Source organism: Mucilaginibacter ginsenosidivorax (genome assembly GCF_007971525.1).
In the GTDB taxonomy this organism is placed as follows: domain Bacteria; phylum Bacteroidota; class Bacteroidia; order Sphingobacteriales; family Sphingobacteriaceae; genus Mucilaginibacter; species Mucilaginibacter ginsenosidivorax.
The window spans coordinates 6,046,393-6,073,022 of sequence record NZ_CP042437.1 but is presented as its reverse complement, the minus strand read 5'-3'; the positions used below and the strand labels follow the sequence as shown (position 1 = coordinate 6,073,022).

Genomic DNA, 26,630 nt, shown 5'->3' with positions numbered 1-26,630 from the left:
TGGTTTCGTTGATGACTATGCAATCTCGAACCCGGCAACCCGGACCTCGAACCAGAAAACATGATCCTCGAACCAGAAAATACGAACCTCAAATGACCAATAAAGTTTCTCTCGAAGTTTGCGCTAATTCGGTTACTTCGGCTGTGGCTGCACAGGAAGGCGGCGCCGTGCGTGTTGAGCTTTGCGAAAACCTGAAAGAAGGGGGCACTACCCCATCGCACGGGCAAATACTAATGGCCCGTAAGCTACTGCATATTAAACTTTTTGTATTGATAAGGCCACGCGCCGGCGATTTTTTATATACCGACCTGGAATACGAAATCATGATGGCCGATATTCGTTATTGCATCGATGTTGGCTGCGATGGAGTGGTTATCGGCATCCTGCATGCCGATGGCGCTATAGATAAAGAGCGCTGTATTGAAATGGTGCGCCTTGCCAAACAGTGGGGACTGGGTGTTACCTTTCACCGTGCTTTTGACATGTGTAAAGACCATTATAAGGCACTGGAAGACATTATTGAAATAGGCTGCGACCGGATTCTCACTTCAGGCGGTAAGAGCACAGCAATGGAAGGTGTTACCGTTTTAAATCACCTGGTAGAAAAGGCCGCCGGCCGAATCAGTATTATGCCTGGCGCCGGTGTAAACGAAGCCAACGTTGCCGACCTGGTGCGTTTTACCAAAGTAACCGAGGTACATTCATCAGCACGTATACCCGTTCATAGCAAAATGGAATATCATAACGACCATATTTTGATGAGCGACGCGCCCGGCGATGAATATACTACCGATGTTACCGGTGTTGACAGGGTAAAGAAGTTAATTGAACTGGCGAATAGGAATTAGAATCAAGAGGCAGGAATCAAGAGTTAAGACAACGAATGTTAATTCCTTTGTCGGCAGCTAAAAGAGCCGGGCTACGTGCGATTCCCTCCCTCGGGAGGGTAGGGAGGGTTTCTCAAAGCGTGCTTTCAAACTAACGTAATATCAATGTCCAAAATCATCCCTTATAATCCCAAACTAAAAGCTTTAGCCCGAAAGCTTAGAAAGGATATGACTTTTGGCGAAGTGCTGCTTTGGAATGAATTAAAAAACAATAAGGTCTTGGGCTTTGATTTTGACAGGCAACGCTGTATCGATAATTTCATAGTCGACTTTTATTGTAAAGATTTGATGCTTGCTATAGAAATAGATGGCATGTCGCACAATTATGAGGAAGCATTTATAAAAGACGAATTGCGGCAGCAAAAACTGGAAGGCTTTGGGATAGTTTTTATTCGATTTTCTGAATCTGAAATGAAAAATGATATGCTTAATACTATAAGGACCATTGAAAACGCAATTGTCGACATCGTTAAGGTTAATCCTAAAATGAAATTACCACCCGAATTCGATTTAGAGTTGTTAAAATAACTATCGGTTACTTTAATAGCGTAGAACCCCTCCCTACCCTCCCGAGGGAGGGAATCGCACAGGGCTCTGTTTTTGCTTGCCCTTATATCGCTATTATCATCTCCCCCCTAAAAAAACGTCACCGGCAATACCAGCTCAATCCTGTTCCTGCCGGTTCCTCCAAAAAAGTCTTCATCCAGTAAACGGCTGTACCTGATACCGAACGAGATGCTGTTTTGGTTAAAAAATTTGGTATCAAAAAACAGCGTTCCGCCGGCCGAGCGGAAGTTTTGTTTAAAGCTGCTGCCATCGGTGTAAAAATTATTGGCCGTGGCATGGGTGTAATCAAAAAACAAAGCCCCGCGCAGGCGCAACAGGTAAACCAAATTGCCAAAACCTCCATCGGGATAGGCTATCGGGAAATGGTAGGTTAAGCCGAATTTGTTCATATCCTCCAGGTTTTGGGCAGTGTAGCCTTTGCTGAAAGGAAAATCGTTAGAAAAACTAATAACATCATCCTTACCCTTTTGCTGGTGCGCCAGGCTAACCACAAAACTATGATTGGTAACCAGGCCGGGGAAGTAAAACGAGCCCGAGGCCAGTAACTGCGCAGCGCTTGCACCGGCAACAGTAGCCTTATAATTCAGGCTGATGCTTTGCGCAAAGGCGGGGTAAATGTTTTTGCGGGCCCTTTGGGTTTGATTGTTAAACGATATGTAGTTATTGAGGTAGGTATAGCTCCTATCGGCATATAGTGCGGCATAGGGCTGCTGGAAACTGGTACGGTTAAAATACAGATCGCTGCCAATGGTAAGGCCGGTAAAGTTTTTGCCTTGCGAAAAATTGAGCGGCACTTGTAAACCGCCATGTAGCTGGGTTTCGTTCCAATACACGTAGTGGCCTTTGGCAAAGCCCCGCCTATCTAAAGTATAATCGGCACCGGCAGCCAGGTACGGGAACAGCGCACCGTATATGGCATCAAAGCTGAACTCCTTATAACCTTCGTTAGTATTGTAATTAAAAGACACCTGCGATTGAAATGTATTCAAAACGTTTTCGCCCACAATAGCCACCGAATAATTAGGGTCGCTGATGTTGGGGATCAGGCTATGAAAGTTAAACAGGCCATGCAATTTTGAATATTTTGAAACCGGCAATGGTTTATCATCAACACGGGCCAGCATATTGGCCGAACTGTCTTTTTCAAGCGCATGTATCCCCATGAGGGGCAAATTGGTATTGGCATATAAATCGCCGGCGTCAATCCATTTCAGTTCTTTGCGGTTAGCCTCGGTTATTTGGTAGCCGGATGCGGTAAAACCCACCCAGGCCATTTTATGATCGGTAACAGCCGGCTGATAACTACCTATGGTGGCATCATTGGCCATTGGCAATAACTCATAAAGTTTATTAGTGCTAATCATTAAGGCAAACAGCCTGTCCTGCCGCTCTGCCACTGTCGAAAAGTATGCCGTATCGCCTTTTAGCGCTGTAAAACCTATGGGGTTAAAAGTGAAAGGCAATAAATATTTAGCATCGCCTGTGGCTATATCAATCAGGGCCAAGGTCATTTTGCCTTCGGGATTGCGCACTGCCGAAAGCAGTTGGTCACTTTTGTAAAATTTAGGGTAAGTATAAAACAGCTTTTGCGGGTTGGGCACAACTGACAGCAGCTTACCATCAGCATTCAAAATATGCAGTTCGCTTTTACCCGACGGGCCAACCTGCACCGCAGCAATATTGTTACCATCGGCGCTAAAGGCAGGGGCAAAGTATTTGGCCTTTGTAGTAATGCGCTTCTCCTGCCCTGTGTTTACGTCCAATAGCACCAGTTCGCTGTAATCTCGATATCCCCAGCGGACATCGGGGCGATAGGTGGCATAAACTACTTTACCGTTACGGTAATCAAAATAATTATCAAGCGAGTAAGAACGTGTACTTATTTTACGCTCGCTCTCCCCTGTTTTAATCACAAAAGCCGGCACATGATCGTAAGTGCTTTTCATGTAGATGAGCGTACTGTCGTTTATAAAAGCCGGGGACTCCCTGTCGGCATCAAAGTGCTTGGGGGCTGCTGTTTTAACAGGCTGATTTTGCATATCTGCAGCAAACTGTCCTTTAAAATAATCCAGTCCCTGGTTTGCAAATGCTTTAAAGCTGGTACCCGTATATTTTTTTACAGCATTTTGAAATGGATATAAACCCGTATAAAAACCCGCCGCATCATGTGTGATATTTTTCCAGATGTCGGCACCATATTTATCCCTGCCGTACGAAACCAGCATATAGCCCAGCGGGTAATGATCGGGCGTGTAATCGCGGTACGACCCGTTGCGCAGCTTCATGTAGCTATAATTTTTGCCCGCCGCCCACAATGCCCGGTAGCCGTTAAAAAAGTATGGCAGGCGCCCCCTGCCCTGTTGGCTTACGTGGGTTTCGTTAAACACGGCATCACCCTCAAAAAACCAGTTAGGTACCGATAGATCGTTACCCAGGGCTTGCCCGCCTTCGCCAAAAAGTATGCGCAGAAAACGGGATAAACCTACGTTGAAATTGTTGTATTGCTGCACATGCCTAAACTCGTGTATGGCCAGTTGCTGTTGCCAGGGCAGGCTGCCTATATCAAAGCTATTTTGCTCGGGTGTTAAAAAAAACTCGCTCCTGAACGGTGCCAAACCTACGTAGGCGTTTGATATCGTAGTTTGGTTTTGTAACACAATGCTAATTTGCCGTTGCCTATTACCTATAGTAGGCTTTATAAACCCGTTCATTTGCTGCACAATATTGGCCACATTAACAGCCGCGGTATCCATGCCATACGGAAAAATAACTTTAGCTGCCGGTGTATTTACCTGCTTCCACTTGATAGATGGCGGATTGCCCCCAAACTCCTGGGCTGTGGCGGTAGTTGCTATGGTAAGCAGCAATGGCGCCAGCAATTTGGGTAATATTTTATAGGCAGACGGGCGTTTGTTCATTAAGGGTTGAAAGTAAGTACAATTTGTAATTTAAGCAACGATATTGCTTCCGCTTTACCTTTTTTAACAAATTAGCCACCGTGAATTTAAGATTTACTTTGGCAATCATTTGTATAAACAATGAGATTGCCGGTGCTAAGCCCGATGGGGCCTGAAGGCGTAGGAAGTTCATTAAAGATTTGTCAATTACCGGGTTGTAAAGATTGGCGAAACTCTGAAGGAGAAATGACATTCAGAAATAAAAGACAGTCATCTTTGAGTTGTAAAATTTCACGAAATTCTAAATGAGAATTGATGTATATCGCATGGCGGCCAAGACTCACCCGGCGAGGCTGCGCCCGCCACCCTCTCTTCACCTGCGGTGTAAAGAGGGGCTTGAACGCTGAATATCAAAGTATAATCAAAAAAATAATTCATAAAATTTCAAGCCCCTCTTTCCGGCGAAGCCGAAGAGAGAGGGTGGCGGGCGCAGCCTCGCCGGGTGAGTCTTAGCCAGCGTTTAAAGCCAATGTTTGTGTAACACCGAATAGGTCATGGGTACAAACGAAGGAGCTACCAGCCGATTGTCTCGTCACAAAAAATTCCCTCGCAAAAAAATCAAAATAATTTAAAATGTTTTCAATCATCAATCGTCTGTACCTTTAAAGGAATAATAAATTGATAACAGCCGTAATGCCCGAAGACAAAAACAGTCATATTATACATACCATTAAAGAGTATGGTAAAAGCCTGTTGAGTTTTATAAGGCGGCGGGTAAACAACGATGCCGATGCCGAAGACATTCTGCAGGATGTGTGGTACCAGTTTAGTTCGGTTATCAACTCGGAGCCTATTGAGCAAACAAGCGCGTGGCTGTACCGTGTGGCCCGCAACAAAATAACCGATAAGCATAAAAAAAAGACAGAAACCCTGCTGGATGATATGCTTGCTACCGACGACGATGAAGAGGATGCCGATAATTTTAAATCGATCCTGTTTGCCGAAACCAGTACACCCGAAACTGAATACCTGCGCAACCTGTTTTGGGACGAATTATTTTTGGCGCTGGATGAATTACCCGAAGAACAGAAACAGGTTTTTATTTGGCATGAGCTTGATGATGTACCGTTTGAGGAGATAGCTACCCGCACCGGCCAAAATATCAACACCCTGGTATCGCGCAAGCGTTACGCTGTGCTGCACCTGCGCAAAAGGCTTAAACAGTTATACCTTGAAATAACAGAATATTAAAAAGAATTTAAAACATTAAAAGATAATGAAAAGATCATTTTATAAAGCGCGGTTTATACTGTTCCCTATAGGAGCAGCCGCCATCCTGGCGCTCATCAGTTTTGTGGTGATGCAGTTATGGAACAACTTGCTGCCTGCAATATTGCACGTAGGTGTAATAACCTTTTGGCAGGCCATGGGCATATTTATACTATGCAAAATACTGTTTGGTTTTGGTAAGGGCAGTAAACCGGGATGGGCCCGCGGAGGCTCGCCCTGGATGCGCAAACGTATGGAAGAACGTTTTAAAAACATGAGCCCCGAAGAGAAGGAAAAATTTAAAGCCAAAATAAAAGACCGCATGTGCAACTGGGACCATCACGGCCATGGAGGATTTGGACGCCGCCCATGGGATGATTTTGCATCGACAGAAGAAAAAGGAGAATAGCGAGTGGTTGAATGGGGAGTGGCAAGTAGTTTCAAAAATGAAACTACTTACCACAACCATCCTCCAAAAAATCTTGATACTTGATACTAACTACTTGATACTAAAACATGAACATCCTGGTATTTTCAACAAGCGTTAAAGAAAAAAGGCAGGTAAACAAAGTAACCACTTTGCTTACCAAAATTCCGGCTATCGCCCAATGGAATTTCGACCTGGAAGATTGCGATAATATATTACGCATCGAGGCCGACAACCTTTCGCCCCGCTACATCGAAAGGCTATTGATAGGCGCAGGGATAAATTGCCGGGAACTGGAATACTGATAACGTTGTACGTGTGACGTTTTACGTTATACGTAGTGGTTATACACCCAAACAAAACGTACCAAGTAAAACTTTACAACCTTCCCAACCTTTCTTCTGAGGTTCTGGATTACTGATTACGTTGTAAGTGGGACGTAGTACGTTATACGTAATTTTGATACATCCAAAAAAACGTAAAACGTATTACGTATTACGTACAACCTACAACCCAAACTACTTCTTTGGTGCCGGGCTGTTAATTTCGATCCAATAACCATCCGGATCCTGGAAATAAAGTTGCAGCACGCCGTCGGCCCTTAAGGTTGGCTCTTTACTATCACCTTTCCAGTTGCTGTATTTAATATTATGGCTTTCTAAAAGTTTGGCAAACTCATGAACCGATCCTACCGAAAAGCACAAATGCTCGGCTATTGGGTGTACACCGGCGCAATCGCCCTGGATGGCATGTAATTTTACCCCATTACCCAGGCTGTACCATTGGTGTACCGTATCTTTAAAAGGGTTGGTTACCTTGCGCAGGTGCATTACTTCGGTGTAAAATGCGGTGCTTTTTTTAAGATTTTTTACACAGATGGCAACATGATCAACCACCGGTACGGCATCGGTACCCGATTGGGCAAAGCAAAAGCCCGGTAACACAAGGGCGGCAATTAAACATATTAATTTAAGCTTACCCGATTTACGGGTATTAAGATTGAGTAATGGGCTCATTTTAAGTTTTTTGGTTTAAAAACCTAAAGATATGTGTTTATATAACACTAAGACCAAATCACAGAAATATTACTTAAACAGATATTGGTGATTAAACTCGATTTCCGGGACAACATTAACCGTATTATTCCTGTTCCAATCGTCAATATCTATTAAACCCATCCGGGTTTGATAATGGCCGTCGTCGTTAGGGCATTTAACCACGTAAAGCCCTTCTGGCGCCAGTTCAATAACCGGGCGCGCACCGCATGTTTTACAAAACATGCAGTCTATGGTTTTTGGTATATTAACGTAACCCCTCATATTATTCATGTTTACGTTCAACAATCTGTTACGGTTGCTTTATTGTTAACATAACACAATAAAAAATATTTTGCGGTAATATTTTTTATTGCCGTAGGGATTCGATCAGCCCCGAACTTATTAAATATCCGGTCGCGTATTAATTTCTTTTATTACATTTATTGCCATGCAACCCGATATTGAACAGTTAAAAACCACTTATAAAAACTTAAGTGATGATAAGCTTACGCACCTTGCCATAACCGAGGCCGCAAGCTTAAGGCCCGAAGCGTTAGATTTATTAAAAGCCGAAATAAAAAACCGCGGATTGGATGAAGGTATTATGAACGGGGTAAATGTGCAGCTTTCCACTCCGGGCAGTTTAGCCATTGATAGCTATATCTCGCTTATTCGCAACCAGCCGTGCCCGGTTTGCAGCAGTACGGCCCAACCACTTAATGCTATTGTAATTGGCAGTGTTAAAAGCTTTATTATATTAACACAGTACAAAAAAAAGCTGATGATTGCCTGCCCGTCATGCCTGCAACAAGCCAACCAACGTGCTACCTCGTCAACAGCCTTAATGGGCTGGTGGGGTTTACCCTGGGGAATTATACGCACATCGCAGGCATTGTTCCGTAACATGAAAGCCAACAAGATCATCAGGACCGAAGAGCCCTCGGATAACTTAGTCTCCTTCGTAAAAACAAATGTTGGTGTAATTGAAAGTGTGCGTAAAAACAACCATTCGTTACAAGTAATGTTAGACAGCGTTAACAAGCGATAAAGCCCGCCCCATGGTTATGCAAAAACTAAGTAAACCGGCATTTATATACGCCATATTGTTAGCTTTAATAGTTTGGTTTTCTGTTGTCTTACAATTTTTTATCTCCACAGCCGCCTACATGCAGCAGGGCCGAACATTTGGTGGCGCTATAGTGCAAATAATTAGCTTTTTTACGGTACTGAGCAATATACTGGTTGGGCTTTGCCTTGTTGCTGCTGTTTTAAACAAAGCTTCGGCACTTAAAAACTTCTTTGGCAGCAGCAGTGTAAATACCGCCGTAGCACTTTACATCACCATAGTAGGTTTAATATTCAATACCGTATTACGAAGCATTGTACACTTGCAGGGCTTGTTTGCGCTAACCAACGAGCTTACTCATGTATTTAACCCGATAGCTTTTGTTGTATTCTGGTTGTTTTTTGCACCTAAAACAAAACTATCGTGGCTACAGGCAGCCGCCTGGTTATGGTACCCGCTGTTATACCTTATTTACGTACTTATTCGCGGTGCTATTTACCATTTTTACCCCTACCCTTTTGTTGATGCCGATAAACTGGGCTATCAGCAAGTGGCTGTCAATTCTTTTTTTGTAATGGTGGCTTTTTTACTGTTCGGGTGCTTATTTCTGATGCTAAATAACCGGCTGGCTGCAAAATCTTTTCAATAATAACTTACAGTTTAGCCGAGTAATGTACTATCAGAACCTATTGTAGCACATAGCGCCGCGATTACACATTATTATTAAAACAAAAAACAGCGCCGGGTCTCTCAAATCCGGCGCTGTTTTCTTGCGGGAAAGCTTTGTGCTTTAAGCATTCGGCTTTTCCTATATGGCGTATTAACAGGATATCAAATTGTTACGGGTTTAATCGTTCCATAAATGGTTAAACGGGAACGACGTGGCCAGTTTACTTTTTATAAAATGATCTTCTTCTTTTTGTAAGCAATCGTTGGTATAAACGTCTTCGTCGGCATTTACTTTTAAAATGCTGCCTGCAATACGCTCAACAATGGTTGATAGCGTGGTTACTTCGGTGTCGGGGATTTGGATTGTTAATATTGCCATGGTAGTTGTTTGTTTTAATTGATATTTCAAAAATAATTGTTTGATGTTAATGCTGTGTTTGTTTAAAGTCAAAAATTAATCATTTGATTAACTTTTATAAAACGCCTTAAAAACCCTATCTATTGTTGCTCCTCAAAAGCTTTAACATTGTTTAACAAATAGCATGTAACCGGCGCCCTTTAGTATGATGACGATTGAGAAGCGCTAATATTTTATTAAATTGCTTTTTTTCTTCTATTTATGCACGGCAACGGTCTTTTGAAAGTTTTCCTGGTTATAGCTGCAATTAGTTTGTTATTGGACTGGTATGTCTTCTCGGGCTTAAAAACATTAATTGCCGGCTGGCGCTCACGGCTTTGGCAAAAAATAGTTTTATGGGGATACCTGTTGGTTTCGGTTGGTGTTACCGTTTTATTGGTAATCGGCTTACCTGCTTTTAAAACCGTTGGCGGCATGCGGCCATTCCATGAATGGATATTGAGCCTGTTCCTTACTTTTTTAATTACTAAACTGTTTTTTATACTTGTTTTGTTTTTGGGCGATATCGCTCGGTTGCTGACAGGCTTATTTAAACTGACGAAACAATCTCATGATAAACCGCTATTCCCGGCCCGCCGAAAATTCATCAGTGAAGTAGCCGTGTTAGTAGCAGCAATACCTTTTACCTCCTTTTTTTATGCTATGCTGAAGGGGAAATATGATTACCGACTACACAAAGTCACCCTTTATTTTGATGATTTGCCTGCCGCCTTTGATGGGTTTACCATAACTCAACTTTCCGATATCCACTCGGGTAGTTTTGATGATGCAGCGGCTATGCAAAAGGGCATAGATATGGCCAAAGCGCAGAAAAGCGACCTGTTTGTTTTTACAGGCGACCTGGTGAACAATGCCGCCACCGAAATTGAGCCTTATTTAGATCGATTTGGATCGATAAAGGCGCCCTACGGCCAGTTTTCTATTTTGGGTAATCATGACTATGGCGACTATATTGAATGGAAAAGCCCCGAAGCCAAATCTGCCAACCTGGAAACCCTGAAACAGCACCATAAAACTTTGGACTACCGTTTACTGCTTAACGAAAATGTAACCATCAAAAAAGGTGGCCAGCAGCTCTCGCTTATCGGGGTTCAAAACTGGGGCCGCGGTTTTATACAAATGGGCGATTTAAATAAAGCGCTTAGCGGTGTACCCAACGATGCTTTTAAAGTGTTGCTATCGCACGACCCTACCCATTGGGAAGATCATGTGCGGTATCACCCGGCCAATATTCACCTCACCCTATCCGGCCATACACATGGTGCGCAATTTGGTGTGGAGATACCTGGCTTTAAATGGAGCCCGGTTAAATACAAGTACCTTGACTGGGCCGGCCTGGCCAGCCAAAACCAACGCTATTTATACGTAAACCGGGGCTTGGGTTTCCTGGCCTTTAGCGGCAGGCTTGGCATTTGGCCCGAGGTTACCGTTATTGAATTGAAGAAAAAGGTTACAGCTTAACAACATCTATATGAACAAGTTACTGCAGCTGATTTTGATACCCCTGCTTTTTGCTTCGTGCAGGCATCCCAAACCGCGTTTGGTTAATAATTTATATACCCCATCAGACGAGGCCGAGATTACAACGCTTGCTTTTAATTACATTATGCCATCAGATAGTGTTTTAAAAGCACACTTAATTAAATACAAATTTCCTGCATCACAAACGGATAACATCGAACAACTAAAAAATCAATTAGATACTGCCAGGTTATATGTTTTCATTGCGGATACATTGATAAGAATACCGGAAGATTATTTAAAAAAACAAGCAAAAAGCCGACGTCGGGATGATAAGAATATGGTAAAAAATATGCTGGTAGATAGCTGGGCCCCTGAAGTGGTCATCAACGAAAAGCCAGGCATATTCCAACTGAAAAATTTGGCTTTTACTCATAATTATGAATACACGATGTATAATCAGCGAAAAAAATTGCCCCCGGTTTTCTTCAACGCGGGAATGTTCAGGATGTCGGCAGTATTTTTCAATCAGGATAGGACAAAAGCCTTTGCCTACATCGAAAAACGCGGCGGGTTGGTTGTAGCCCAGGGCTATGATATTTTCATGGAGAAGAAAAAAGGAAACTGGTTTGTTGTATTATGCGATATGGATTGGGCTTCCTGATTTCTGGCAAGGTTTTTATGCCTGTTATGTCATATCTATAAAAACATAAAACCATGGCAACATCCAACGTAAAACAGATAGGCAAAGGAAACACAGAAGTAAAACCTGTACACAGTACATGGGAAGTGATGAAGCCTTTTGTACATTTTGGCTTAAAGGCCACCGGGCTTATTGCAAGCGCCCTCATTACTATAGTTAAAAATATACCAAAGCCCGACAATCACAAAAAGCCTGAGGCAAAGCAGAGTAAAGTTATTAAAATTTAACTACTATAACATTTATTTTCATATTACAAAGGCCTGATACAACTTTTCGACCCCGTATTTTAACGGGGTCAAATACAGTGTTTTCACGGATTGACAGCCGACGTTAAATTTCGGACATTTAACATCGTTAACCCCTGAAATTAACTAACGATGCCCCTACAAATAATCGGTGTTCACAGAACCAACGATGTGCATGATAACCCTTATCTGGCTATTAACTCGTTAATGTGGATTGATGATCATACTCAAAACCGCGGCATCACTACCAGGGATGTACTCTTCGATTGGATAAACGATAACGGAATGGCTTATGTTCTGGATGAACAAGGCAATAAATTCAGGTTGCTTACAGCAATAACTAAAGGTGGTCTTAAATATCTGCGTACTGTGTTTGATGAAGCAGAGTCCGACAGATTATTGAGTCTTTCCGCCTAAAATAACTAACAAAAAGCCTAAACCTTCATTTTTATACCTTAACCTTGTAAGCGACCTCTGTCATACGTTTGATAGGGGTTTGCTTTTTTGCCCCTTTCGGGAGAATCAAGAGTTAAGAGTCAAGAATCAAGAAAGCTTCAAATTACAGTCAGACGAAAACGGGAATCAGCCCATATTGATTATACGTTTCATAAAGCAACTTTGGTTAACCAACCCAACCAGTCACCAAAATACCACAATTGTCGAACTAAATTCATTTTTGTAATTAATTAATGAATTTAATTCTGATAATTAGTAATATTACCGTATGATTAACGAAACAGACATCGTTTTAGACAAAACCGACCTACAGATATTACGATTGATGCAGGATAACGCCCGCATATCAAACGCCGACCTAGCACGCGAGTTAGGGATGGCCCCATCGGGCATATTGGAGCGGGTAAAAAAGCTGGAACAAAAAAATGTTATTCAGCAATATGTAACCAAAATAAATCCGGTAGCCCTACAGCAAAAACTACTGGCCTTTATTTTCATGAAAGCAGCCGACGGACCCGGATCTGATAAAACCACGAGTGAGCTTGCCAAAATACCCGAAGTACAGGAGGTACACCACATAGCCGGCGACGATTGCTACCTTATTAAGGTACGCACCTATGATTCGGCATCGTTGATGCACCTTATGCGTACGCACTTTAGCAAAATACCGCATATTTTGAACACACGTACCACCATCGTGCTCGAAACCGTGAAAGAACAACAACAATTAGTTATACCCGAAAAATAAATATATCATGGCCTCTTCTTCACAAAAATCTGCTTCGCCCCTATTGGTTATTGTAGCGTTTGCTACAGTTTACCTGGTTTGGGGCTCTACCTACTTTTTTATAAAAATGGCCGTGGATGGCTTTCCCCCGTTTTTACTGGGCGTACTCCGCTTTTTTACAGCAGGCGCTTTGTTGCTTATTTGGAGTGCCATTAAAGGCGAGCAGATTTTTGTAAAGCGCAATATGATCCATGCGGCGGTGAGCGGATTTTTACTGCTGGTAATTGGCAACGGGGTTGTGATATGGGTTGAGCAAACCTTGCCAAGCGCTATGGTTGCCATTATGGTATCATCGCCCCCCATTTGGTTTGTATTGCTGGATAAACCAAACTGGCGCACCAATTTTAAAAACAAAAGCACCATTATAGGCCTTATAATCGGCTTTGCAGGGGTAATATTATTATTTAGTGAGCAGATAGAAAGCATGATGGGGCCAGCGTCCGGACCATCAAAGCTGCCCGGAATGCTTTTATTAATTGTAGGAACATTGGGTTGGGCATCGGGCTCTCTTTATTCAAAACATTACAATACGCAAGGGTCGGCAGCGGTAAATACGGCATGGCAAATGCTGGTTGCAGGCATTGTATTTATTCCGTCGAGCTTTTTCCACCACGAAGTTCAGTCGCTTAACTGGAGTGCCATTCCGGCACATAGCTGGTATGCACTGTTATACCTGATTATTTTTGGATCGATAGCTGCATTTAGTGCCTATGTTTGGCTGTTGCAGGTACGCCCGGCAACACAGGTTGGCACTTACGCTTACGTTAACCCCGTTATTGCTGTAATATTAGGTGTACTTTTTGCCCACGAAGGTGTTACCCTGATACAGGTAGCCGGCCTGGTAGTTATATTAGCAAGCGTGCTGCTAATTAATTTGAGCAAGTACAGGGCCTCACCTAAATCCTCTCCAAAGGAGAGGACTTTTGATTTGCAAAATAATTAATAGTTTGACTTTTAAGAACCCTCTCCTTTGGAGAGGGCAGGGTGAGGCTTCATCAATTTTCCCATTTCCCAAACTCAAAGTACCTGGTAATTTTAATACTCACCTTGCCGCCTACCTTATATTTGCCCCTGTTGTAGTTCATTACCCTTAGGGTAACATCGTTATTATCGATGATCAATTCTTCAAAAAAACCTTTGAACAGGATCATTTTTATGAGCCATTTTTTGCCAATAGCTGCAATTTTCACATGCTCGGCATATACAACAACAATACCACGCTTACTTTTAATGCCACAAACTTTGGCCTGGGTTGATGTAAGCATGCTGCTACTGGCCAATATTTGCGAGGTATACAGCAATTTAGGCGAGTGGTATAATTGGTCGGGCGGGCCGTGTTCAACAATTTCGCCTTCTTTTATTACAATAAGTTCGTCGGCCATTGATAGTATCTCGGCCGGGTCATGCGATACCAGCACCACGGTTGTCTTCCACTCCCTCACAATCTGCCTGATATCGTGCTGTAGTGCTTCCCGGTAATAAGCGTCAACCTGGTTAAAAGGCTCGTCGAGCAGCAACACCTGTGGCCGGCTTATCAAGGCTTTGGCTATGGTAACACGTTGCTTTTCGCCACCGCTTAGTTTACCAAAAGGGTAATCTCTCAGCGGGTAAATATTAAGCATATTAAGCGCTTCAGTAACCAGCTTTATTTCGTGGCTGCGATCTTCAGGGGGCATTCCATCGCGCACAGTTTCCCAAACAGACGATTTGGGATTCATATCAACCCCATTTTGAGTAACCATCCGCATTACCTTATGGGCATGTTGTATGCCATGTTCCCGGCTTAATACCCTTTCCTCTTTAAAAAAAACTTCGCCATGATCTGGCTGCAGGGTGCCGAACAATAAGTTCAGGAGTGTAGTTTTACCGCTGCCGCTTTCGCCAACTATAGCGGTTATCTTTCCCTTGGGCACAAATATGGTTATATTGTTTACCCCGGTTGATTTATCGCCAAAAAAGTTTTTGGTAACAGATATGGTTTCAAGTATCAAATCATCTTGCATTCCTGTGTACTTTTTATCGCTTAAGTTTTGGTAAAGGCAAATAATGGAGGCCTAATAAAGCACCTAAGCTATAAAAAGTTTACTGTCAACAAAAACTAAAGCTTATATTTTATATCGGGCAAACAATTTACACCAATAGCCATTCTTATTGCAGCAAGACATTCAAAATCATTACCATGAACAAAACCATCGGTATAGCCCTTATAGTTATTGGTGCCATTATGCTTATCTGGACGAGTTTTACTTATACCAAAAAGGAAAAGGTGATTGACGCCGGCCCGCTCCAGGTTTCTGTTGATAAGCAAAAAACCGTTAACTGGCCCCCGTATTTAGGCGGCGCATTAATTATTGGCGGTATAGCCGTAATTGCCTTATCAAAAAATAAATAGGCCTTGTGTTAAGTTATAAGTACTTAGTCCGAAGCCTTAAGTCCTAAGCCAAATTGCCATTTTTGACTTTCGACTTAAGACTTAAGACTAAATATGACGGCCTCCTATTTATTATCGACCGCCTTAAGCACACTAATATCTTTACCGGCTAATAATTGGGCGTAATTAATCATTTTGAATTTTTTGCCCTCCATTGCCCTAAATTCCGGCGAAAGTAACATGTTTAATTCTGTTTGACGGTGAAGGCTGGTTAGGGGCTTTCCGTCTTTGGCGTTCATCATGCTGCTATTCATATCCACCAACGCATCCATCTCGGGGCTTGGGGTAGCTGTATGGATAACCACTAAATTTGGCTTATCGGGATTAAGTTTGGTGCTTACATAATTCAAGAAAACTTTCTTCTTGGTGGCTATCGGCTCGCCCCACATTTCCATATAGGTTTCTCCAAAATAAGTAACGCTGCTTAAGGTTGATATGGCTAATTTATATTTATGTGCCAGTTTTTCGGTTAGCGCTCTCAACTCAGGCGTCGATAACGCAATCCCCATGTGCGGGTCGATATAAGTAATTTTAAGCCCCGAGGCCAATGCACGTTCAATTTGCGCCGATAGCTCGGTTTCAACCTCATCCATTTTATACCCGCTTTTGGCGAACGATGATGTTGAATGCGGAAAATAGCCTACCTCATCAACTAAACTTGGCACCGCAGTTCGCCCGGTAACCGGCCCCCAGCGGTAGTTTTTCCACTCCGATGTTAAGGTTAAGTGTACCCCTACGCTTACATTCGGATACCTTTTCAAAATCTCAACAGCTTCCTGGTACCATGGGCAGGCAAACTGTAACGAAACGGAAAATGGTAAACCGGTTTTAGCCATCTTTTCGGCAGCCATATTTACAGAATGATTCATCCCTATGTCATCAAGCCTTATCAACAATTGTGGCAATTTATCGGCTGTTTGCGCAGTCGCGGGCCTTATCAAAACCACTATTATTAACAAAAACAGGTACCGGATAAGTATATTTTTCATCAAAATCAGGGATTTACTATCAAAAAATGAAGAATTAAATTAAAAACAGCTAAAAAAGCACCAAAAATTACCATTAATAGTAATAATAAAATGTAAATATTATAAAAATCATTCGCCAATGCATTTATTTAGTGTAACTTTTACATTTATTTAATATCTTGTAACACATAATGCCGGCCTTCCCCTAAAATACCGGCATTAATAGCTATTGATGCATTATATATGGCAACATTATAAGAATATGGTTAACCGCAACTGTTTAGGTAATACCGAACAATTGCATGGTTTGCCCTACTGGAGCAACAGGTTGTTTGCAGCAATAATGACTTATTTTTTACCGCTTTGCCTTGTCACCCTGATTCCCGGTGAGTACATGAGCATCGCTAATCAATTTTATGCACTTGCCGTTTTTCTTTTATTTATCGTAGTTGCTATCTGGGCAGTGGCGTTATTGCCAGGCATAGGCATCCCGGCCCGTAAATCACTTCTTATCGCATTCCTGTACATGCTTGCCATATTTTTGCTCTACTACCTGGGCTGGTATGGGCCTGGTTTGCTTTACTTATTGGCTATAACATTTGTTTGCTTACTTATATTTCATGGCAAACACCCGTTTTGTACTGTTTACATGAACATGCTCATCTGCATTTCGGTAGGGGTTTGTATTCAGTTTAAACTTTTATCCAATGGCATTGCATTACAATATACTATTGGCTCGTGGATAGTGGCATCGGTAAACTTAGTTGTTTTAAGCGCGACTATAGCCAAACTTTTGCCCGCGCTTTTTAATGGCCTGCAACAAAGTAATAACCGGTACGAAACCGTTGCACAAGCCACAAGCGACACCATTTGGGATTGGGATATTATTAGCGATACCATTCAGTACAATTATGGCATGAACCAGGTTTTCGGGTACAAGTTGAGCGAAATTGCCAATGTAAACAACTGGTGGAATACAAAGCTTCATCCCGATGATGCCGAAAAGGTGACCGGGGGGCTTGCACTGGCTTTTACAAGCAAAAGCAATCACCTGCAGCTTGATTATCGATTTTTATGTGCCGACGGCAAGTACAAACATATACTTGACAGGGCTTTGATAATAAGGGATGAGAGCGGTAAACCCGTACGGGTTATTGGCGCCATGCAGGATGTTACGCGCCAAAAAGAAGAAGAACAATGGCTGCGCCTTACCGAATCGGTTTTAAAATATGCTACAGATGCGGTTTTGATTTTTGAGGCCGAAGCCAATGAAAATCAGCAAAGAAAATTAGTATACGCAAACGAGGCGTTTACCAATATTACAGGTTACAGCCAACAGGAAACAATTGGAATGGTAACAGATGTTTTATGGGGTAATAACAATGCAGCCGCCGCTCAAAACAATTTGATGACTACATTTGATCAGCAGGCAGCATTTGAAGTTGAGGTAATTAATTATAAAAAGAATGGCGAACGATTCTGGAGCAGTAAATCGATATCACCTGTGAAGGATTCGGCCGGAAAAACAACCCATTGGATCTCGATTGAGCGCGATGTTACCCAAACAAAAAACCATGTAACCGCTATCGAAAAGCAAAATATTAAACTTAAAGAAATAGCCTGGACACAAGCCCATACCGTACGGACCCCGGTTGCCCGGCTCATTGGCCTGGTGGACTTACTACTTGATGAAAATACCCAATCAACGGATTACGACCAAGTGCTCAATTTCATTTCCGTATCGGTGCATGAACTCGATAACATCATCTTAGGCATCGTACAAAAATCAGAAAACGAGCAGATAAATTTAATGCCCAGACTGGACAATTGATATGTAATAACCACAACGCTTACCGTCAGGTTGAAAGGCCTTCCAACCCTGCAAAATCATCAAACCCCATATTACTCCAGCAACAACGTATCCTCATCGTCGGTAAGGCTTAGCTGAATGCTATCGGCCCCGGCAATACCTTCAATGCTGCCTTTAATGTGCGCGGCGTTTAACAATACTTTATCCAGCTGCTTCTCGCGCGATTTCCACATTTTTTCCATGGCGTCGCGCTCCTTTTGGATAGATAGCCGCATACTCATATATCCTTCACGAATAGCTTTCCACTGTTCAGAAAATTCGCTGCTGGTTAGGTAATCATACAACAGGTGCATTTTATCGCCTTTATTATCCTGCGATTTAATGAGGTTTGATAATTTGATAACGCCATCGCGCAGGATATACGATACCGCCTTTACCTCGTCAAAACTACAAATCCAAACTCCATCCTTCTCGCCAAAACAATCCATCCCCTTTGGGTAGCATTGTGTAACAATAACGGCTACATCTACACCAACGCTTCGCATGTCTTTTTTGAGTTTGTCAATCCAGTCGGCGCCAAAGGTAGCGGTGCGTTTACTTTCGTAAATAATTTTACCACACTCCTGCCCAAACTGGTTACGAACGGTTTGAACGCAATCGGCACCGCGAACGCCTTTACCAACTTCGCTTATTACATCAAACGGAAAATAGTTGCGTAGTAATTCTTCCAGTATCAGCTCCTGTACCTCGCCTTGTAACTGCATCGATCCCTGCTCGGCTTTGCGCTTCATTTCCTCGGCAAGCTTCTTTTGGTCGTCAAGCTGTTTTTCCAGTTCTTTTACTTTTAACTGGTATTCAATATCTTTTATACTATGCCGCTCGGCTTCCTGGCGACGGATCTGCTCGCCCAATTCATTTCGCTGCTCCTGCAATTTACGTTGCAGTGAAAGCTCCATTTCCTCTTCCTTTTGCTGAAGTTGTTTTTCGCGCTGTAAAAACTCCAGTTCCTTTTGTCGCGATAGCTTTAATTTCTCTTCGCTCTCCTGTGCCGAGTTTTTAAGCATCAGCATCTGGTTTTCATAATCCTGGCTGATGGATTTACGCAAATTTTCCTCCAACACCAGTTGCAGCTGTTTTTTCTCGGCATTCAGGCGCTGTTCAAACTCGGCTTTTTGCTGGCGTTCTTTACTCAAAAACTCCTCGTCCTTTTTACGGTATTCCTCCTCCTTTTGGCGGGTATAATCCTGCATTTTAACCCGGAGCTCTTTTTTATACTCCTCGGCCATCACCTCCTCTATCGGAAAACCAAAACCACAACTGGGGCACTTAACTTCTGTAGCCATACTTTTTATCACGCGAAAAACATTTTCGCACCTCAAATATAGGAATTTATACAGCGCCAAATTTTAACGAAAATGTAATACTTGCAGTTATCAATTATTATTTATACATTACATCAATGCAAATTTTACAAATTGGCAAGGTCTTGTGGAGCTACGATTACGAAATCGCGGCGCTTACGTTGATCGATGAAGCCGGAGCCCTTTTTTCGCTAACTCCGCCCCCCCACCATCGTGAGGGTGAAATTATATTGACCCCTACAAACCTTGTTATTGATGGCTATAACTACTTAAATATCCCCCTAAACAAGCTTGAGCAAGTTTATCTTGGATTTGATGATGTTTACAAAAGATCATTAGTACGAAATAATGGTCTTTTTTGCCAACCCTTAAGGCTGCGCTACAAGCAAGGTGATGATACAGCAGTGGTTTATCTTATTGTAGATCTTCGCTTCTTCGGCACAAAAAACCAGCTTTGGTTTGATACCTTAAAACAACTCCTGGCCGACTAAGCCTCTTTTATAGTCCAAACACAGTTTTTCCTGCAACATGTAGCGCTTTGCCAGAAAGCAATCCGGATAAAATACCGCATTATGGGTATTTTTTATTAAACACCAATGTGGCATATTTGGTATTACAAACCATCACTAAAACCCTTTATCTCCTGGCCACCTATTAATTGGCCACCTGTAGCAAAGGCTTACATAATTTATCAATCATTATGAAAAAACTCGGACTACTACGGTTATTTATTTGTTTACCGCTCATCGCCCTTATTATCCCCAACGTTACCGAATCATTAATAAACCCTAATTACAAGGTGCCAATTATACACGTTATAACGGGCGCCGCACTGGTGGTTGCAATTGGCATTTGCACCATCATTATTTATTACCTTCAAAAACAACAACTTAAAGTACAATACCAGCGCAATAAAAATTAACAAAAAGCAAACGGCGTACCCGGTTTACCAGGTACGCCGTTTAGCGTTTTAAACAATATTATAATTATTTTGCTTTTGCAAATTCGCCGTTAGCCTTAATGGTAACTTCGTCGCTCAACATAGCCGAACCAAATTTGCTGCCAAAGTTGAAATCAGAACGTTTGATAGTTCCGGTTAATTGGAAACCAGCATCATCAGCTTTGCTCATTGGGTTTTGGATAGTACCACGATACCATAAATCAAATGTAGCCGGCTTGGTAACTCCAGCCAGGGTAAGATTACCTGTAACTTTATAGTGTTTATCAGATGTTTTTGAAATACCTGTACTGGTAAAAGTAAGTGTTGGTTTGTTAGCAACATCAAAAAAATCAGGAGATTTTAAGTGACCATCGCGCTGATCGTTATCTGTGCTTACAGATGCTGTTTGTACAGTAAACGAAACTTTAGCATCACTAAAATCGGGTTTAGCAGCAACAATAGATGCATCATAAGTTTTAAAGGTACCGTCAACATCATTTACCAATAAGTGGGTAACTGTAAACTTAACATTTGAGTGTGCTTTGTCAACCGTCCAGGTTGTTTGTGCCGAAGCGGCAGTATACAAAAATGCTGACGCTAACAGGATAAAAACTTTTTTCATTTTACTTGCGGGTTTGTTTTTTTATGATCCAAAAATATACAAAGATTTGGAATAACAAGCAATTAAATGTTTAAACACTTAATTATTAAATTACGATGACAAATTACGACTAATTTAGTGGGGTAATAAGCTTTAAGCCAACCTTGTGGTTAAATAGGGATTATATTTACTTAGTGGTTTAGGTAAAAAATAGCCTGTAATACAATCTGGATTACAGACACATATTTGTACGTGCAGTTTGGATGTAATTTTTGATCCGGGGAAAGCTTCTATTCCCTCCGGGAAAGCACAACGTATAGTGTCATAAGACTCTCGGCCGGTTTTCTTATTTGACTCGTGTATGTACTTAATCACCGCGCAATCAAGGGCCCTGTTATATTCACCGTTAACAGGCATTGCTAAACCCAATGTTTCATGGAGATTTTTTAAGCCTTCGTAAGATTCACTTAATATCTCTAATGATTCTGCTTCAACGAGGTTAAGGCAATTTCCAAGTTCAATGATAGCGCCTATTACAAAAGGCGTTTTAACAGCTTCTTTATTTTTTTGAATTCCGTTTGAATTTTCAATGGCATATTGTAAAGCCCGTGTAGGATCGCTTTCCCAAAAATAACTTCCTGGTCCCAGCCAATCCCAAACATTATCACTCGGCCTCAACTCATCCCGTCCCATCAACAAGTTATAACCAACCTCTCTGTCACAGCTATGAAAACCAATAACATTTAATGACTGATAGTCGGACATTAATTACTTAGACTTTGTTATTGTAGATAATTTAGATGTTTCACCTTTTATAGCATCGGTGGTAATTATACCCGCACTTTTTAAAAATGCCATAGCGGTTTCCTTTGACACGTTCGCCTTAGAAGTGACAGCCTTTATAGCGGCAATTTGTTCTTGAACACTTTTAGTTGTCATATTAGAAAATTAAACACAAATATAACGATATTTTGCATACGGCTACCCTATTTTCACTGAGTCGGGGCTGCGGTAAATGGCGTTAATTCCTATCATATTTAACAGACATCCTGCTTTTAGGTTTCGGTTTACACCAACAGAAAAGCTATCTATCTGACTTAGCCTACAATGCCTTTTTTGGCTAAGACCTCTAAGGAACACGTTGGTGATACTATTTTAAATTAAGGCAGATAAATATTTCACTTATCTGCCTCAATTTACTACAATTTACTTAGCCCCAAATACATAAAATAATGAAAGGCCTAATCCATTGCTTATAAAACTGCCGCTAAAGCTATCCGTGCTTCCGTGATTTTGCGCTCCATCATCTGATTTTGAATGGGCATAATAGATATTAGCCAATGTGGCTGATACGCCTATTTTTTTTGTTGGGTAATAAACCAGGCCAAGATTTATACCGGCATTATAACTATCTGTTTTGCTTGAGTTTGAATTTACAGTAGCACCGGGATAATCGTAGGTATATTTTACATTGTACCGGCTATATCCCAGGTAAGGTCCTGCACGTAAACCAAATTTGTCGCCATACATAACATACTTTCTAATAAATATCTGGCCACCGTAATCATGCTGATGCTGCGTTGAGGGCGAACTTAGCTCGCCATTATCGTTACTCGAACGATCATAACTCAAATTGGCGCCAATATCCAACTTATCGGCAATAAAATAACTGTAATTTGGCCCAATACCAAAGCTATTATACTTGGTTTTTGAGCTACTTGAGGCGCCGGTAGATGGGTCGACACTTACATTACTTGATTTTTGAGTGTTGAAAATTAAATTCACACCTAACGTTTGTGAACCTTTTTCGGTTTGTGCTTTTGAAATTTGAAAAGCCAGTAAAAATGCAGGGATTAAAAACAGTACTTTTTTCATATTGTAATAATAGTTTATTGAGCATTTGAAACGGCTTTTATTTGCCTATATTTTACCAATACAGCTATTATTAAATAAATATTTTTCGCGATAATATAAAATTACAACCTGCGTTTAATCTGATTTTAGCACCAAAGCTACCTTCCTTCCAGGCTGTCCCTGTACTCCTTAAGCGCTCTTAGTATCGAAGTTGCGATGGTGAACTGGCCATCTTTTGAGTTCAGGTATTCTTCGTCAGCCGGATTATTGATAAAGCCGGTTTCAACTAACACGGCAGGCATTCCACTTTGGGCCAATACCAGCACACCTTGCTCCTTTACGCCAAAGGTATGGTGGCCATCTGCTTTCTTAACCTGATGAATAATCATATCGCCAAAATGAATGCTTTGCTTACGGTACTTTTGCTGAAAAGCGTTCAGTACAATGGTATTTACCACATTGTCATCGCCATACCCGTTATATTTATTCTTATAATCATCTTCAATAAAAATAGAAGCATTCTCCCGCAACGCCTCACGCTGTTCCTGGCTGCGGTGAAAACCGTAAACCAACACAAGGGTGCCATGCTCTTTGGCTCTTTTTTGAGGCGATGAATTACAATGGATAGAAATAAACAGGTTGCCGTGGTTACTGTTGGCAATTTCGGTGCGCCGGTGCAACTCAATAAAGGTATCTGTACTGCGGGTCATGATGGTTTTAACACCGGGCATTTCGTTATTTACCAAATCGCGCAGTTTTTTGGCAATGCTAAGTGCTATATCTTTTTCTTTTGAAGTAGCGCCGTGCGCCCCGGGGTCTTTACCGCCGTGGCCGGCATCAATAATAAGTGTTTTGAATTTAAAGTGATTTGTAACCGGTTTTGATGCACTGCTTTCTTGTCCGTATAAACTGTTAACAGAAAGCAAACCGAAGAAAAAACAAGCAAATACAAGTATACGCGTACTTTTTAGGCAGATGGAAAACATGAAGAATTTTGTATATAGGTACTTTAAATATTTTAATTATAAATGCCATAATTAAGATATTGTTTGGTGTACTTAGTTTAAATGTATGTTTAATTAAATTCCGCAAAGGTAGTATTAGTTAACACTTTAACGTTATTACGGTTTAAAAATAACAAAATCAAAAAAGCCATACCGGGCAAAACGCAGCTAAATAGCTAATGGCGATAAGCCGTTATTTAATAATAGCTAACAGAATAAGCTTATAGCATCGGGAAGATATAAGCATCAAATGACACCTTGTTTTTATCGGCTGATGGTGGTTAAATGATACGGGCACCAAGGAGACTTTTATCGGCCAACACAGGCATAAATATTTGGATGCTACTAAATGCGCGAACAATTTGGTGTTAACCATGATAAAATATAAAAAATTGAATATCAGATATTTATAAAAAATATATTTAAAATATGTTAAGTTATGTTAACCCCATTAAATGCGTTTGCCCTGAAAGCGATACCGGTATGCAGCGCATATCATGTTTTAATTTATATATTTATGTTTTACTAATTACCATTTGATCTATGCCATTTAGAAAACTGTCGCTTACCCTGTTCCTTTCAGTCTTTTTTGTACCAATCAGTTACAGCCAGCAAAAACAATTGCCATACGGCGACAACGCATCTGTAGGCAAATATTACAATATACGTGGCATTAAACTATATACCGAAACTTATGGCAGTGGGAAACCCTTGCTGATGATACACGGTAACGGCGACAAAATGAGCGCTTTCAAAAACAACATTCCATATTTTGCAAAAAAATATAAAGTTATAGCGGTAGATAGCCGTGCGCACGGCAAATCAACAGATGCTGCTGATTCGTTGAGTTTTGAACAGATGGCCGATGATTTTGCCGCCCTGCTGGATGCAATGCATATCGAATCGGCTTATGTTATCGGTTGGAGCGATGGTGGCATTAATGCGCTGGAACTGGCCATGCGCCATCCCGAAAAAGTTATAAAACTGGCATCGACAGGTGCAAATCTTTGGCCCGATTCAACCGGGTTAATACCCAGCTTATGGAAAGACATGCAGAAAAACTACGCGGCACATAAAAATGAGGCTTGGAAAACTGCCAAAGAAAAAAACGACTGGAAAATATTCATGCTGGATTATGACCAACCGCACATCAAATTAACCGAACTACACAAAATCAAGTGCCCTTCGTTTATCATAGGCGGCGATCACGACCTTATCCCGGTTGAGCATACGGTAATTATTGCTCAAAATATCCCTAAATCCTATTTATGGATTGTACCCAACTCAGGCCACCCTACCCTGCAGGAGCACGCAGATGATTTTAACAAACTGGTGGATGACTTTTTTGAGAAGCCGTTTAATAAAAGATAGTCCTCAGGGCCAAACACGGCTTTCAGGATATACCCTTAAAAATCTTCAATCATTTCAGGGTATATCCTGAATTTCAATTTTAAAAGTAACTACTCCGGCCCAAAAACTGCAGGCGTTAGCCTTATGTATTCCCACGTCCACATTTACTGTACTGCATATCGGCTTCAAATCCATGACAGTCCATGACAGTTCCCGAATTACAATTGCCTACATTAGCTTTACCAATTTAAACCAGTTAAGAGTATGCAAATTATTTTTGGAGTCTTTTTCCATTTTATCGGCGGGTTCGCTTCGGGGAGTTTTTATATCCCCTACAAAAAAATTAAGGGCTGGGCCTGGGAAAGCTACTGGATAGTAGGTGGCATTTTTTCCTGGTTTATAGTTCCGCCGCTGGCTGCATGGTTAACCATACCTGGTTTTGCTAATATCATCAGCCATACAAGCACGTCCGTTATCGGGTGGACTTATTTAATGGGCTTACTATGGGGCATTGGAGGGCTCACCTACGGCTTAGGTGTACGATATCTTGGGGTATCACTGGGCAGCACTATTATACTGGGCCTTTGTTCGGTGTTCGGGGCTTTAATACCATCGGTATATTATGACCTGTTTCCAAAAGAGGGCAAAGATACCTTTAGCATGATGCTGCATAACCAATGGGGCCAGTTTGTGTTATTAGGCATATTATTAAGTGTTGCAGGTATAGTTATATGCGGCAAAGCCGGTATGATGAAGGAGAAAGAGCTATCATCCGATAAAACCATCGCCAACGAAAATAAAGATTATCGTTTTGGCCTGGGCATCCTCGTAGCTGTAGTATCGGGTGTGTTAAGTGCTTGTTTTAACTTTGGCATCGAAGCGGGAAAATCAATGGCCGATACTGCAAACCATCTATGGCAGGCTGCACACCCGGGACAGGGTAATTTTCTGTACCAAAACAATGTAACGTACATTATTATACTATGGGGTGGCTTAACCACCAACTTTATCTGGTGCATGGTGCTAAACGCCCGCAACAAAACGTTTGGTAATTATACCGATAAAAAAACGCCGCTGCTTAAAAACTACCTGTTTGCAGCGTTAGCCGGTACCACATGGTTTTTACAGTTCTTTTTTTACGGTATGGGCGAAAGCAAAATGGGCAACGGGGCCAGTTCATGGATTTTGCACATGGCCTTTATTATCCTGATAGCAAACACCTGGGGACTGGTGCTAAAAGAATGGAAAGGCGTTAGTAAAAAGGCTTTTACTACGGTAATAGCCGGCATAGCGGTAATTATATTATCGGTACTTGTGGTGGGCTACGGTAATTCGTTAAAATAATTATTGAATTATTGATTGACTGAATTATTGATTTGAGCTGCAGCATAGTTTATAATGTAGGTTGCTTACTAACAATGA

Annotated in this window: 31 protein-coding genes; 19 read left to right on the top strand and 12 right to left on the bottom strand. The window is 41.6% G+C overall.

Features of this window, described 5'->3' with window-relative positions; translation table 11 throughout:
• The first annotated feature begins 92 nt into the window (after positions 1-92).
• Positions 93-848, top strand: a complete 756-nt coding sequence (locus FSB76_RS25350) for a copper homeostasis protein CutC (protein ID WP_147058401.1) — start codon at positions 93-95, stop codon at positions 846-848.
• Between the two features lie 144 nt (positions 849-992).
• Complete coding sequence (locus FSB76_RS25345) at positions 993-1,415, top strand: endonuclease domain-containing protein (RefSeq protein WP_147058399.1); 423 nt, start codon at positions 993-995, stop codon at positions 1,413-1,415.
• A gap of 107 nt (positions 1,416-1,522) precedes the next feature.
• Here FSB76_RS25345 and FSB76_RS25340 read toward each other — a convergent pair whose 3' ends face one another.
• Positions 1,523-4,372 (bottom strand): TolB family protein, encoded by a 2,850-nt coding sequence (locus FSB76_RS25340; protein WP_147058397.1) that lies wholly within the window; start codon positions 4,370-4,372, stop codon positions 1,523-1,525.
• A 657-nt stretch (positions 4,373-5,029) separates the two neighbouring features.
• On the opposite strand from FSB76_RS25340, the gene FSB76_RS25335 reads away from it, so the two are divergent.
• From FSB76_RS25335 to FSB76_RS25325, 3 genes are all read left to right on the top strand, one after another.
• Positions 5,030-5,602 carry an RNA polymerase sigma factor gene (locus tag FSB76_RS25335; protein WP_225976305.1) on the top strand — a complete coding sequence of 191 codons (573 nt, stop codon included), beginning with the start codon at positions 5,030-5,032 and terminating at the stop codon, positions 5,600-5,602.
• A 25-nt stretch (positions 5,603-5,627) separates the two neighbouring features.
• Positions 5,628-6,029, top strand: coding sequence for a hypothetical protein (locus FSB76_RS25330; RefSeq protein WP_192910100.1), 402 nt, complete (start codon positions 5,628-5,630; stop codon positions 6,027-6,029).
• 107 nt (positions 6,030-6,136) lie between these two features.
• Positions 6,137-6,352 carry a hypothetical protein gene (locus FSB76_RS25325; RefSeq protein ID WP_147058395.1) on the top strand — a complete coding sequence of 72 codons (216 nt, stop codon included), beginning with the start codon at positions 6,137-6,139 and terminating at the stop codon, positions 6,350-6,352.
• 213 nt (positions 6,353-6,565) lie between these two features.
• Here the strand turns inward: FSB76_RS25325 and FSB76_RS25320 are convergent, their stop codons facing one another.
• Together FSB76_RS25320 and FSB76_RS25315 are read right to left on the bottom strand one after the other, a co-directional pair.
• A complete protein-coding gene (locus FSB76_RS25320; RefSeq protein ID WP_147058393.1) occupies positions 6,566-7,063 on the bottom strand; it encodes a VOC family protein in 498 nt (165 codons plus the stop codon).
• Positions 7,064-7,132: 69 nt separating this feature from the next.
• Positions 7,133-7,327 carry a hypothetical protein gene (locus FSB76_RS25315; protein WP_147058391.1) on the bottom strand — a complete coding sequence of 65 codons (195 nt, stop codon included), beginning with the start codon at positions 7,325-7,327 and terminating at the stop codon, positions 7,133-7,135.
• A gap of 205 nt (positions 7,328-7,532) precedes the next feature.
• Between FSB76_RS25315 and FSB76_RS25310 the strand changes: the two genes are divergently transcribed.
• Together FSB76_RS25310 and FSB76_RS25305 are read left to right on the top strand one after the other, a co-directional pair.
• Positions 7,533-8,132, top strand: coding sequence for a hypothetical protein (locus tag FSB76_RS25310; RefSeq protein WP_147058389.1), 600 nt, complete (start codon positions 7,533-7,535; stop codon positions 8,130-8,132).
• Between the two features lie 16 nt (positions 8,133-8,148).
• A complete protein-coding gene (locus FSB76_RS25305; RefSeq protein WP_147058387.1) occupies positions 8,149-8,799 on the top strand; it encodes a Pr6Pr family membrane protein in 651 nt (216 codons plus the stop codon).
• A gap of 198 nt (positions 8,800-8,997) precedes the next feature.
• On the opposite strand, the gene FSB76_RS25300 is transcribed toward FSB76_RS25305, so the two are convergent.
• Entirely contained in the window at positions 8,998-9,198 is a 201-nt protein-coding gene (locus tag FSB76_RS25300; protein ID WP_143065553.1) for a hypothetical protein, read from the bottom strand.
• 240 nt (positions 9,199-9,438) lie between these two features.
• Between FSB76_RS25300 and FSB76_RS25295 the strand changes: the two genes are divergently transcribed.
• The 6 genes from FSB76_RS25295 (at position 9,439) to FSB76_RS25270 (ending at position 13,832) form a co-directional block, all read left to right on the top strand.
• Positions 9,439-10,698: a metallophosphoesterase gene (locus FSB76_RS25295; protein WP_147058384.1), complete on the top strand. Its 1,260-nt coding sequence runs from the start codon at positions 9,439-9,441 to the stop codon at positions 10,696-10,698.
• A 10-nt stretch (positions 10,699-10,708) separates the two neighbouring features.
• Positions 10,709-11,362: a hypothetical protein gene (locus tag FSB76_RS25290; protein WP_147058382.1), complete on the top strand. Its 654-nt coding sequence runs from the start codon at positions 10,709-10,711 to the stop codon at positions 11,360-11,362.
• 53 nt (positions 11,363-11,415) lie between these two features.
• The gene (locus tag FSB76_RS25285; protein ID WP_147058381.1) at positions 11,416-11,628 is read left to right on the top strand and encodes a hypothetical protein; all 213 of its coding nucleotides are present in this window, start codon (positions 11,416-11,418) and stop codon (positions 11,626-11,628) included.
• Positions 11,629-11,778: 150 nt separating this feature from the next.
• On the top strand, positions 11,779-12,063 hold the full coding sequence (locus FSB76_RS25280) for a hypothetical protein (protein WP_147058379.1): 285 nt from the start codon (positions 11,779-11,781) through the stop codon (positions 12,061-12,063).
• Between the two features lie 307 nt (positions 12,064-12,370).
• The gene (locus tag FSB76_RS25275) at positions 12,371-12,850 is read left to right on the top strand and encodes an Lrp/AsnC family transcriptional regulator (RefSeq protein WP_147058377.1); all 480 of its coding nucleotides are present in this window, start codon (positions 12,371-12,373) and stop codon (positions 12,848-12,850) included.
• A gap of 7 nt (positions 12,851-12,857) precedes the next feature.
• Positions 12,858-13,832 carry an EamA family transporter gene (locus FSB76_RS25270; RefSeq protein WP_147058374.1) on the top strand — a complete coding sequence of 325 codons (975 nt, stop codon included), beginning with the start codon at positions 12,858-12,860 and terminating at the stop codon, positions 13,830-13,832.
• Between the two features lie 52 nt (positions 13,833-13,884).
• Here the strand turns inward: FSB76_RS25270 and FSB76_RS25265 are convergent, their stop codons facing one another.
• Positions 13,885-14,892: an ABC transporter ATP-binding protein gene (locus tag FSB76_RS25265; RefSeq protein ID WP_147058372.1), complete on the bottom strand. Its 1,008-nt coding sequence runs from the start codon at positions 14,890-14,892 to the stop codon at positions 13,885-13,887.
• Positions 14,893-15,068: 176 nt separating this feature from the next.
• Here FSB76_RS25265 and FSB76_RS25260 point away from each other — a divergent pair, with 176 nt between their 5' ends.
• On the top strand, positions 15,069-15,281 hold the full coding sequence (locus FSB76_RS25260; RefSeq protein ID WP_147058370.1) for a hypothetical protein: 213 nt from the start codon (positions 15,069-15,071) through the stop codon (positions 15,279-15,281).
• A gap of 104 nt (positions 15,282-15,385) precedes the next feature.
• On the opposite strand, the gene FSB76_RS25255 is transcribed toward FSB76_RS25260, so the two are convergent.
• Positions 15,386-16,309 carry a ChbG/HpnK family deacetylase gene (locus tag FSB76_RS25255; protein WP_147058368.1) on the bottom strand — a complete coding sequence of 308 codons (924 nt, stop codon included), beginning with the start codon at positions 16,307-16,309 and terminating at the stop codon, positions 15,386-15,388.
• Between the two features lie 241 nt (positions 16,310-16,550).
• Between FSB76_RS25255 and FSB76_RS25250 the strand changes: the two genes are divergently transcribed.
• Positions 16,551-18,119, top strand: coding sequence for a PAS domain-containing protein (locus tag FSB76_RS25250; RefSeq protein ID WP_158642981.1), 1,569 nt, complete (start codon positions 16,551-16,553; stop codon positions 18,117-18,119).
• Positions 18,120-18,190: 71 nt separating this feature from the next.
• On the opposite strand, the gene FSB76_RS25245 is transcribed toward FSB76_RS25250, so the two are convergent.
• Positions 18,191-19,441 (bottom strand): DUF2130 domain-containing protein, encoded by a 1,251-nt coding sequence (locus tag FSB76_RS25245; protein ID WP_192910099.1) that lies wholly within the window; start codon positions 19,439-19,441, stop codon positions 18,191-18,193.
• 116 nt (positions 19,442-19,557) lie between these two features.
• On the opposite strand from FSB76_RS25245, the gene FSB76_RS25240 reads away from it, so the two are divergent.
• Together FSB76_RS25240 and FSB76_RS25235 are read left to right on the top strand one after the other, a co-directional pair.
• Positions 19,558-19,950 carry a hypothetical protein gene (locus FSB76_RS25240; RefSeq protein ID WP_147058364.1) on the top strand — a complete coding sequence of 131 codons (393 nt, stop codon included), beginning with the start codon at positions 19,558-19,560 and terminating at the stop codon, positions 19,948-19,950.
• Between the two features lie 209 nt (positions 19,951-20,159).
• Entirely contained in the window at positions 20,160-20,381 is a 222-nt protein-coding gene (locus FSB76_RS25235) for a hypothetical protein (protein WP_147058362.1), read from the top strand.
• A gap of 64 nt (positions 20,382-20,445) precedes the next feature.
• Here FSB76_RS25235 and FSB76_RS25230 read toward each other — a convergent pair whose 3' ends face one another.
• The 5 genes from FSB76_RS25230 to FSB76_RS25215 form a co-directional block, all read right to left on the bottom strand.
• Positions 20,446-21,021 carry a YceI family protein gene (locus FSB76_RS25230; protein ID WP_147058360.1) on the bottom strand — a complete coding sequence of 192 codons (576 nt, stop codon included), beginning with the start codon at positions 21,019-21,021 and terminating at the stop codon, positions 20,446-20,448.
• Positions 21,022-21,153: 132 nt separating this feature from the next.
• A complete protein-coding gene (locus tag FSB76_RS25225) occupies positions 21,154-21,765 on the bottom strand; it encodes a hypothetical protein (RefSeq protein WP_147058358.1) in 612 nt (203 codons plus the stop codon).
• 3 nt (positions 21,766-21,768) lie between these two features.
• A complete protein-coding gene (locus FSB76_RS32270; protein ID WP_158642980.1) occupies positions 21,769-21,939 on the bottom strand; it encodes a hypothetical protein in 171 nt (56 codons plus the stop codon).
• Positions 21,940-22,206: 267 nt separating this feature from the next.
• On the bottom strand, positions 22,207-22,875 hold the full coding sequence (locus tag FSB76_RS25220) for an autotransporter outer membrane beta-barrel domain-containing protein (RefSeq protein ID WP_147058357.1): 669 nt from the start codon (positions 22,873-22,875) through the stop codon (positions 22,207-22,209).
• Positions 22,876-23,012: 137 nt separating this feature from the next.
• Complete coding sequence (locus tag FSB76_RS25215) at positions 23,013-23,840, bottom strand: N-acetylmuramoyl-L-alanine amidase family protein (protein WP_147058354.1); 828 nt, start codon at positions 23,838-23,840, stop codon at positions 23,013-23,015.
• A gap of 561 nt (positions 23,841-24,401) precedes the next feature.
• On the opposite strand from FSB76_RS25215, the gene FSB76_RS25210 reads away from it, so the two are divergent.
• Together FSB76_RS25210 and rhaT are read left to right on the top strand one after the other, a co-directional pair.
• A complete protein-coding gene (locus FSB76_RS25210; protein WP_147058352.1) occupies positions 24,402-25,229 on the top strand; it encodes an alpha/beta fold hydrolase in 828 nt (275 codons plus the stop codon).
• A gap of 243 nt (positions 25,230-25,472) precedes the next feature.
• A complete protein-coding gene (rhaT, locus tag FSB76_RS25205) occupies positions 25,473-26,552 on the top strand; it encodes an L-rhamnose/proton symporter RhaT (RefSeq protein ID WP_147058350.1) in 1,080 nt (359 codons plus the stop codon).
• Positions 26,553-26,630: the final 78 nt, after the last annotated feature.

Bases quoted from the DNA above. Each gene is read 5' to 3' on its own strand.
- FSB76_RS25220 (WP_147058357.1), bottom strand. From the start codon at position 22,875: ATGAAAAAAGTACTGTTTTTAATCCCTGCATTTTTACTGGCTTTTCAA.
- FSB76_RS25340 (WP_147058397.1), bottom strand. From the start codon at position 4,372: ATGAACAAACGCCCGTCTGCCTATAAAATATTACCCAAATTGCTGGCG.
- FSB76_RS25300 (WP_143065553.1), bottom strand. From the start codon at position 9,198: ATGGCAATATTAACAATCCAAATCCCCGACACCGAAGTAACCACGCTA.
- FSB76_RS25265 (WP_147058372.1), bottom strand. From the start codon at position 14,892: ATGCAAGATGATTTGATACTTGAAACCATATCTGTTACCAAAAACTTT.
- FSB76_RS25345 (WP_147058399.1), top strand. From the start codon at position 993: ATGTCCAAAATCATCCCTTATAATCCCAAACTAAAAGCTTTAGCCCGA.
- FSB76_RS25290 (WP_147058382.1), top strand. From the start codon at position 10,709: ATGAACAAGTTACTGCAGCTGATTTTGATACCCCTGCTTTTTGCTTCG.
- FSB76_RS25250 (WP_158642981.1), top strand. From the start codon at position 16,551: ATGGTTAACCGCAACTGTTTAGGTAATACCGAACAATTGCATGGTTTG.
- FSB76_RS25325 (WP_147058395.1), top strand. From the start codon at position 6,137: ATGAACATCCTGGTATTTTCAACAAGCGTTAAAGAAAAAAGGCAGGTA.
- FSB76_RS25230 (WP_147058360.1), bottom strand. From the start codon at position 21,021: ATGAAAAAAGTTTTTATCCTGTTAGCGTCAGCATTTTTGTATACTGCC.
- FSB76_RS25285 (WP_147058381.1), top strand. From the start codon at position 11,416: ATGGCAACATCCAACGTAAAACAGATAGGCAAAGGAAACACAGAAGTA.
- FSB76_RS25270 (WP_147058374.1), top strand. From the start codon at position 12,858: ATGGCCTCTTCTTCACAAAAATCTGCTTCGCCCCTATTGGTTATTGTA.
- FSB76_RS32270 (WP_158642980.1), bottom strand. From the start codon at position 21,939: ATGACAACTAAAAGTGTTCAAGAACAAATTGCCGCTATAAAGGCTGTC.
- FSB76_RS25305 (WP_147058387.1), top strand. From the start codon at position 8,149: ATGCAAAAACTAAGTAAACCGGCATTTATATACGCCATATTGTTAGCT.
- FSB76_RS25255 (WP_147058368.1), bottom strand. From the start codon at position 16,309: ATGAAAAATATACTTATCCGGTACCTGTTTTTGTTAATAATAGTGGTT.
- FSB76_RS25275 (WP_147058377.1), top strand. From the start codon at position 12,371: ATGATTAACGAAACAGACATCGTTTTAGACAAAACCGACCTACAGATA.
- FSB76_RS25235 (WP_147058362.1), top strand. From the start codon at position 20,160: ATGAAAAAACTCGGACTACTACGGTTATTTATTTGTTTACCGCTCATC.
- FSB76_RS25225 (WP_147058358.1), bottom strand. From the start codon at position 21,765: ATGTCCGACTATCAGTCATTAAATGTTATTGGTTTTCATAGCTGTGAC.
- FSB76_RS25210 (WP_147058352.1), top strand. From the start codon at position 24,402: ATGCCATTTAGAAAACTGTCGCTTACCCTGTTCCTTTCAGTCTTTTTT.
- FSB76_RS25245 (WP_192910099.1), bottom strand. From the start codon at position 19,441: ATGGCTACAGAAGTTAAGTGCCCCAGTTGTGGTTTTGGTTTTCCGATA.
- FSB76_RS25315 (WP_147058391.1), bottom strand. From the start codon at position 7,327: ATGTTTTGTAAAACATGCGGTGCGCGCCCGGTTATTGAACTGGCGCCA.
- FSB76_RS25280 (WP_147058379.1), top strand. From the start codon at position 11,779: ATGCCCCTACAAATAATCGGTGTTCACAGAACCAACGATGTGCATGAT.
- FSB76_RS25215 (WP_147058354.1), bottom strand. From the start codon at position 23,840: ATGTTTTCCATCTGCCTAAAAAGTACGCGTATACTTGTATTTGCTTGT.
- FSB76_RS25295 (WP_147058384.1), top strand. From the start codon at position 9,439: ATGCACGGCAACGGTCTTTTGAAAGTTTTCCTGGTTATAGCTGCAATT.
- FSB76_RS25350 (WP_147058401.1), top strand. From the start codon at position 93: ATGACCAATAAAGTTTCTCTCGAAGTTTGCGCTAATTCGGTTACTTCG.
- FSB76_RS25240 (WP_147058364.1), top strand. From the start codon at position 19,558: ATGCAAATTTTACAAATTGGCAAGGTCTTGTGGAGCTACGATTACGAA.
- FSB76_RS25260 (WP_147058370.1), top strand. From the start codon at position 15,069: ATGAACAAAACCATCGGTATAGCCCTTATAGTTATTGGTGCCATTATG.
- FSB76_RS25320 (WP_147058393.1), bottom strand. From the start codon at position 7,063: ATGAGCCCATTACTCAATCTTAATACCCGTAAATCGGGTAAGCTTAAA.
- FSB76_RS25310 (WP_147058389.1), top strand. From the start codon at position 7,533: ATGCAACCCGATATTGAACAGTTAAAAACCACTTATAAAAACTTAAGT.
- rhaT (WP_147058350.1), top strand. From the start codon at position 25,473: ATGCAAATTATTTTTGGAGTCTTTTTCCATTTTATCGGCGGGTTCGCT.
- FSB76_RS25330 (WP_192910100.1), top strand. From the start codon at position 5,628: ATGAAAAGATCATTTTATAAAGCGCGGTTTATACTGTTCCCTATAGGA.